The sequence below is a fragment of the Thomasclavelia sp. genome (genome assembly GCF_047249845.1).
GTDB lineage: Bacteria > Bacillota_I > Bacilli_A > Erysipelotrichales > Coprobacillaceae > Thomasclavelia.
Genome location: NZ_JBKTWO010000020.1, coordinates 38,910 through 46,804, shown reverse-complemented (window position 1 = coordinate 46,804; position 7,895 = coordinate 38,910). Strand labels below are relative to the sequence as shown.

General features: G+C 29.9%; 8 protein-coding genes. All 8 read left to right on the top strand.

The window, feature by feature from the left end; genetic code table 11:
• Nucleotides 1-83: 83 nt before the first annotated feature.
• The 8 genes from ACLR9T_RS07100 to kdpC all read left to right on the top strand — a co-directional run bounded on the left by ACLR9T_RS07100 (nt 84) and on the right by kdpC (nt 7,803).
• Nucleotides 84-770, top strand: coding sequence for a transcriptional regulator (locus ACLR9T_RS07100; protein WP_413108843.1), 687 nt, complete (start codon nt 84-86; stop codon nt 768-770).
• Nucleotides 763-1,008 carry a hypothetical protein gene (locus tag ACLR9T_RS07095; protein WP_413108842.1) on the top strand — a complete coding sequence of 82 codons (246 nt, stop codon included), beginning with the start codon at nt 763-765 and terminating at the stop codon, nt 1,006-1,008. Before ACLR9T_RS07100 ends, ACLR9T_RS07095 begins: the two co-directional genes overlap by 8 nt.
• A gap of 85 nt (nt 1,009-1,093) precedes the next feature.
• Nucleotides 1,094-1,465, top strand: coding sequence for a GntR family transcriptional regulator (locus tag ACLR9T_RS07090; RefSeq protein WP_413108841.1), 372 nt, complete (start codon nt 1,094-1,096; stop codon nt 1,463-1,465).
• A 2-nt stretch (nt 1,466-1,467) separates the two neighbouring features.
• A complete protein-coding gene (locus ACLR9T_RS07085) occupies nt 1,468-2,316 on the top strand; it encodes an ATP-binding cassette domain-containing protein (RefSeq protein ID WP_413108840.1) in 849 nt (282 codons plus the stop codon).
• Entirely contained in the window at nt 2,316-2,972 is a 657-nt protein-coding gene (locus tag ACLR9T_RS07080; protein ID WP_413108839.1) for an ABC-2 transporter permease, read from the top strand. The genes ACLR9T_RS07085 and ACLR9T_RS07080 overlap by 1 nt, the downstream gene beginning before the upstream one ends.
• A 390-nt stretch (nt 2,973-3,362) precedes the next feature.
• A complete protein-coding gene (gene kdpA, locus ACLR9T_RS07075) occupies nt 3,363-5,096 on the top strand; it encodes a potassium-transporting ATPase subunit KdpA (RefSeq protein WP_413108838.1) in 1,734 nt (577 codons plus the stop codon).
• A 15-nt stretch (nt 5,097-5,111) separates the two neighbouring features.
• A complete protein-coding gene (kdpB, locus tag ACLR9T_RS07070; protein ID WP_413108837.1) occupies nt 5,112-7,184 on the top strand; it encodes a potassium-transporting ATPase subunit KdpB in 2,073 nt (690 codons plus the stop codon).
• Nucleotides 7,185-7,197: 13 nt separating this feature from the next.
• The gene (kdpC, locus tag ACLR9T_RS07065; protein ID WP_413108836.1) at nt 7,198-7,803 is read left to right on the top strand and encodes a potassium-transporting ATPase subunit KdpC; all 606 of its coding nucleotides are present in this window, start codon (nt 7,198-7,200) and stop codon (nt 7,801-7,803) included.
• Nucleotides 7,804-7,895 lie beyond the last annotated feature (92 nt).

Here is a 7,895-nt window from a genome sequence, read left to right as displayed (position 1 = left end):
GGAACAGGAGGTAGAAATCTTCTACCGCTTTATCGGCAAAATTGATTAAATGACACCAATATTTTTAACTATGTGATACCGGCGTGGGATGCCCAGATATCTCTTTGCTATTACCATTAAGTGAAGCACTACAAATGAGTGTTGATGAATTAATTGGTGGTAGTATAGTTGAAAAGAATGAAAAAAAGAGAATTCAAAATTTGATTAATTATACAAGAATTAAAGCAGTGGAAAATAAAGAGAAAATTATTAAGATCAGTTATATTATAATTTGTATAGCCATGATTTTAGGTGTTTTTATTCCTTGTCTGTGTGATTTTTATTTAAATTATAGTTTTACTTGGTCAATGATTAGTAGTACAGCCATAGTTTATGCTTGGATAATAGTTACAATATTATTTTATTCTAAAAAAAATAATATTATTAAAGCTATAATTGCTGCAAGTATAGGAGTAATCCCTTTATTATATGTGATTGCTGAAAAAATATATACAGTACAATGGTTCTATCAAGAAGCTCTATTTATTGGCATATTTACAAATGTTTATATTTTTATAATATTATGGATTTGGGTAAAAACCCAATGGTATATATGGTATAAAATTGGTATATGTATTTATTTATCAATGATTATTAATATACCAACTAATTTATTTTCTGATATGAATTTAATTTCGATAATTATTAGTACAGTTAGTAATATTATTATAGGGACATCTGTTATAATGTTTGGCTATAACAAAAGGAGAAAAATAACTAATAATGAATAAACGTATAAAAGATCATCATCAAAGAATTATAAAAAATTCATTTAATTTAATTTTTCTAAGTAAAGAGGAAAAGTTGAAAAAAGCTAAGATTTCATTAGTTATTGGTAAATTATTAATTATAATCAGTATACCTGTTATATTTTCAAATTTAAGTATTGGAGTGGCTATAACTTTATTTGGAATAATTCAAACTGTGATTGCATCAATTATAACTAAAAGACTATTTCTTGATAAATAAGAAATAGTTTTTTAGTATAACAGTATATAACTGTTGACAACAGTTATATACTGTTATATACTGTTTTTGAAAAAGGGGGAAGAATATGAAAATTATTATTAATAACTCCTCTATGCAACCAATATATGAACAATTAATTGATCAAATAAAAAATATGATCATAAATGGTGTATTAAAAGAAAATGATGTACTACCATCTGTACGAGTACTTTCTCGTGAATTAAAAATTAGTGCTCTAACAGTAAAAAAAGCATATGATAACTTAGAAATGGAAGGATTTACAGCTACAATTCATGGTAAAGGGACATATGTTAAAGGGGCAAATCAGCAATTATTATTAGAAGAGCAGAGAAAAGAGATAGAAATAGAATTAGAGAAGATTATAGAAAAAAGTAAAAGATATGGTATGAGTACTGAGGAAATTAAGGAATTATTCAATTTAATTATGGAGGAATAAAAATGTTAAAATTAAAAAATGTAAAAAAAAGTTATGATCGTTTTAACCTTAATTGTTCATTAGAGGTTTTGCCAGGTTGTGTTACAGGATTGATTGGTCAAAATGGTGCTGGTAAAAGTACTACATTTAAAGCTATATTAGGTTTGATAACAATTGATGATGGTACAATTGAACTTTTTGGAAAAAATACTAACCACTTAACTGATAGGCAGAAACAAGATATTGGTGTAGTTTTATCAGATTCTGGATTTAGTGAGTATTTAATGATTGGAGATATTATACCAGTGATGGATTCTTTGTATAATAATTTTGATAAAGAAATGTTTATTGAACGTTGTCATCACTTTGAATTACCAATGAATAAACAAATAAAAGAATTTTCTACAGGTATGAAAGTTAAGTTAAAAGTATTAATTGCTTTGTCACATCGGAGTAAATTATTAATCTTAGATGAGCCAACAGCAGGATTAGATGTAATAGTTCGTGATGAGTTAATAGATATGTTGAGGGATTATATGGTGCAAAATGAAGATTGTTCAATTCTAATAAGCTCACATATATCTAGTGATTTAGAAGGATTGTGTGATGATTTATATATGATTCATAATGGGACAGTAGTAATGCATGAGGAAACTGATGTTTTATTAAGTGATTATGCAATATTAAAGGTTGATGAAAAGCAATTTATGGAATTAGATAAGAAATATCTACTAAATTATAAAAAAGAGAGTTTTGGTTATCGTTGTTTAACAAATGAAAAATCTTTTTATTTAGAAAATTATCCATCTATAGTTATTGAAAAAGGTTCTATAGATGAAGTATTAACATTGATGATTAGAGGTGAAAAATAATGAAAGGATTATATATTAAAGACTTAAAATTAATGAAAAATCAAAAATCTTTCTTTTTAGTAATCGGATTATTAGCTATATTTTTTGCAGTTACACAAACTAATAGTTTTTTTGTGATAAGTTATGTAACAGTAGTAAGTTCAATGTTTGTAATTAGTAGTATAAGTTATGATGAATTTAATAATGGAAATACTTTCTTATTCACTTTACCGATAAGTAAGAAAACTTATGTAAAGGAAAAATATTTATTAGGTATAAGTTTATCGGTTGGAGCATGGCTAATTGGTATGCTTTTAGTAGGAGGTTCAAATATAATTAAAGGAACAGAATTTTTATTTGGTGAATGGCTATTATCATGTACAATTATATTATTAATAGCTTTGCTTCTTTTATCAGTTATCATTCCTGTGCAGCTTAAGTTCGGTCAAAATAAAGGTAATATTGCGATGCTTTTAGTAATGGGTGGAATATTTGTTATCGGTTATGTAGTTGTTAAAGTTACTTCTTCAATGGGAATTGATATAGTTTCTAAGATTAATGCATTGAATACAATGGGATTAGCTGGTTTAGTTAGTATACTTATATTAGTTATATTGATAATTAATATAGTTTCCTATTTATTGAGTTGTAAAATAATGATTAATAAAGAGTTTTAATACTAAAGTATAATCATCTATTAACCATAATAGGTGATCTTTTTATAATTGATTGAGGCAAAATTATGTACTTGTCTAAACGTTAATGATTTGAAAACTTAGAGATATTAAAAACTTATATATCTAAAAAATATTAAAGTATGAAGTATTAATTTTTTATCACTAGAATGTTAGAGAACTTTTGGAGTTCTTTTTTTATTAATAGCAAAAATATTAATACTATCTTAATGTCATTATTATTTAACTTAATACTACATTAATTTTATTCATGCTAAACTCAATTTATAAAAGGAGGAGGTTTATGAATGTAATCGTAGGAGTGATAGGGGTAATTGGTATTATCATACTATGTTACCTTACTGTAATATTAATGAAAGGAGATAAACAGTAATGGATATTTTTGTAAAATATCTAGGGTATTTAATTATTCTTATTGCTTTAGCAGTACCTTTAGGTTTCTATATCAATAAAGTAATGAGCGGTAAAAAGGTTTTTTTATCAAAAATACTAGAACCATGTGAAAACTTTATTTATAAAATGTTGCATGTAAAAAAAGATGAAGAGATGTCTTGGAAAAAGTATTTAGTAAGTGTGATAATGTTTAGTATATTTGGATTAGTAATAGTATTTTTATTACAAATATTACAGGGGATATTACCTGGTAATCCAGCAAAAATCAAAGGAACTACATGGGATCTAGCTTTGAATACAGCTATTAGTTTTGTCACTAATACTAACTGGCAAGCTTATAGTGGTGAAAGTGGTCTAAGCTATTTAACTCAAACTTTAGGATTAACTGTTCAAAACTTTGTTTCTGCAGGTACAGGAATAGCAGTTTTATATGCATTGATAAGAGGTTTTACAAAAATTAAGGCTAAGGGTTTAGGTAACTTTTGGGTTGATTTAACTAGGTCAGTAATTTATATTTTAATGCCTCTTTCAATTGTTTTGTCAGTTGTATTGGTAAGTCAAGGAGTAACTCAAAGTGTTGATGAGTATCAAACTGTTAAATTAGCAGAACCAATTATTTTAGAAGATGGTACTAAAATTACTGAACAAACTATTCCTTTAGGACCAGCTGCTAGTCAAATTGCTATTAAGCAATTAGGAACTAATGGAGGTGGGTTTTATGGTGTTAATTCAGCGCACCCTCTAGAAAATCCAACAGGATTAAGTAATTTATTAGAAGTAGTATCGATTTTATTAATTCCAGTGGCACTATGCTTTTCTTTTGGTAAAGGAATTAAAGATAGTCGACAAGGTATTGCTATTTTTGTGGCGATGGGAATCATGCTTATTGCAGCTCTTGGAAGTATTGCAGTAAGTGAACAGATAGCAACACCACAATTAGAGCAAAATGGAATTGTTGATATTAGTAATCAAGATCAAGCTGGTGGAAATATGGAAGGTAAAGAATCGCGTTTTGGTATCGTTGGTTCATCCACATGGGCAGCTTTTACAACAGCAGCATCAAATGGATCAGTTAATTCAATGCATGATAGTTATACGCCATTAGGTGGCATGGTAACAATGATATTAATGCAATTAGGTGAAGTTATTTTTGGGGGAGTTGGTTGTGGTTTATATGGAATGCTTGGTTTTGTTATTCTTGCTGTCTTTATGGCGGGATTAATGGTTGGACGAACTCCTGAATATTTAGGTAAAAAAATTGAGCCATACGAAATGAAGTGGGCAGTAATTGTTTGCTTAGCAACACCTGTAGCTATTCTTATAGGTAGTGGAATAGCTTCATTAATTCCACAAGTAGCAGACAGTTTAAATAATAGTGGAGCACATGGTTTTTCAGAAGTATTATATGCATATTCTTCAGCTGGTGGTAATAATGGTTCGGCATTTGCAGGATTTGGTGCAAATACACCATTTATTAATGTTTCACTAGGATTAGTTATGCTATTTGTAAGATTCATTCCAATTTTAGGTATTTTAGCAATTGCAGGAAGTATGGTACAAAAGAAAAAGGTGGCTGTTACAGCAGGGACACTATCAACTTGTTCGCCATTATTTGTTTTTTTATTAGTATTCGTAGTGTTATTAGTTGGAGCGTTGAGTTTTTTCCCAGCGTTAGCATTAGGACCAATTGCAGAATTTTTTGGAATGTTTTAATGGAGGGATGAAAAGATGAAGACAGAGACAAAAAGTGCTTTGATGGATAAACCGATGGTCATCCGAGCTATTAAAGATTCTTTTTATAAATTATCACCAAAAATACAAACAAAAAATCCAGTAATGTTATTAGTATACATTTCAGCAATTTTAACAACTTTATTATTTGTAATTTCATTATTTGGAATTAAGGATGCTAATTCAGGATTTACTTTAGGAATAGCAATAATTTTATGGTTTACAGTATTATTTGCTAATTTTGCAGAAGCAATTGCCGAAGGGCGTGGAAAAGCTCAAGCTGATTCGTTAAGAGCGGCTAAAAAAGATGTTAAAGCTTATAAAATAACTGATATTACTCAAAAGGAAAGTGTTAAAATTGTTTCATCTGCAACATTGACAAAAGGAGATATTGTTATTGTTAAAGCTGGTCAACAAATTCCTAGTGATGGTGAAGTAATAGATGGAGTTGCATCGGTAGATGAAAGTGCAATTACAGGAGAATCGGCACCTGTAATTCGTGAAAGTGGTGGTGATCGTAGTGCAGTAACAGGAGGAACAACAGTCTTATCAGATTGGATCATTGTTCAAATTACTAGTGAACCAGGAGAAAGTTTTTTAGATAAAATGATTTCAATGGTTGAAGGAGCCAATCGAAAAAAGACTCCTAATGAAATGGCCCTACAAATCTTTTTAGTAGCTTTATCTATTATCTTTCTTTTAGTAACTATGGCATTGTATGCATATTCAGCCTTTGGAGCTAAGCAGGCAGGAATGGATAACCCTTCTTCAATAACAGTTTTAGTAGCATTACTTGTATGTTTAGCTCCAACTACAATTGGAGCCCTATTATCGGCTATTGGAATAGCCGGAATGTCAAGGTTAAACCAAGCTAATGTCCTGGCAATGAGTGGTCGAGCAATTGAAGCGGCTGGTGATGTTGATACATTACTTCTTGATAAAACCGGTACTATTACATTAGGAAATCGCCAAGCTAGTGAATTTATTCCAGTTGATGGCGTAACTAGTGAAGAATTAGCAGATGTAGCTCAATTAGCTTCATTAGCTGATGAAACACCAGAAGGACGTAGTATTGTTGTGCTTGCTAAGGAACGATTTAACCTTCGGGGTAGAAATATTAATCAGATGCATATAGAATTTGTTCCGTTCAGTGCTAAGACTAGAATGAGCGGTGTAAATTATCAAGGAAATGAAATTCGTAAAGGAGCAGCTGATACGATAAAGAAATATGTAACTGCAAGTGGGCATGTATATAGTGACGAATGTGAAAAGGTAGTTACTGAGATTGCCAATCATGGAGGAACTCCATTAGTTGTAACAAAAAACAAAAAAATTTTAGGTGTGATACACCTTAAAGATATTATTAAACAAGGAGTTAAAGAAAAGTTTGCAGATTTACGTAAAATGGGAATTAAAACGGTTATGATTACTGGTGATAATCCTTTAACAGCTGCAGCGATTGCAGCTGAAGCAGGGGTTGATGATTTTCTAGCTGAAGCTACACCAGAAGGAAAATTAGAAATGATTCGTGAACTACAAACTAAAGGTCATTTAGTTGCAATGACTGGTGATGGAACTAATGATGCCCCAGCCTTAGCTCAAGCTGATGTTGCCGTTGCAATGAACACAGGAACTCAAGCAGCTAAAGAAGCTGGAAATATGGTTGATTTAGACTCATCACCAACAAAATTAATCGATATTGTTAGAATTGGTAAACAGTTATTAATGACTAGAGGTAGTTTAACAACTTTTTCAATCGCTAATGATGTAGCTAAGTATTTTGCAATTATTCCAGTATTATTCATTACATTATATCCCGGATTAGATGCTTTAAATATTATGGGATTACACAGTAAAGATAGTGCAATTTTTTCAGCTGTTATTTATAATGCTTTAATTATTATTGCATTAATTCCTTTGGCTTTAAAAGGTGTGAAATATCGTGAGGTATCAGCAGGAAAGTTATTATCAAGAAATTTATTATTATATGGATTAGGCGGAATTATAGCACCATTTATATGTATTAAAATCATTGATGTAATTATTGTAGCGCTGCATATCGTATCATAGGAGGAAAAATATCATGAAATATATTAAAATAAGTATTTTACCAGCCTTAAAAATATTTTTGATTTTCACAATTATATGTGGAATTATTTATACAGCTGTTATAACAGTTTTTGCTCAAGTAATTTTTCCTGAAAAAGCAAATGGGAGTATTATTGAAGTGGATGGAAAAAAATATGGTAGTGAATTATTAGGGCAACAATTTGTTGATGATACTCATATGTGGGGACGAATCATGTTAGTTGATAATGACACTTTTATCAATGAAAAGGGAGATAAAACAATGTATGGTTGGGCCTCTAACACTTCTCCTGCTAGTGAAGATTATCAAGAAGTTATTGCTAAAAGGGTGGAGATGATTAAAGCTGCAAATCCAGAACAGAAGGGGAAGCAAATTCCTGTTGATTTAGTAACTGTATCAGGCTCAGGACTTGATCCTCATATTTCAGTTTCAGCTGCAGAGTACCAAATTCCTCGTTTAGTAAGAACGACAGGTAAATCAGAATCAGAAATTAGAAAGATTATTGATAAATATACTAATTATGGTTTTCTTGGATATTTTGGTGAAACAACTGTTAATGTTTTAGAAGTTAATTTAGCGCTTGATGGAATTTTAAAATAATCTTAAGTGTCTATCATTTTGGTAGACACTTATTTTAATAAGTCAATCTTAATACTTTTTTAATACATTAAGCGTTATAATAAAAATAATAG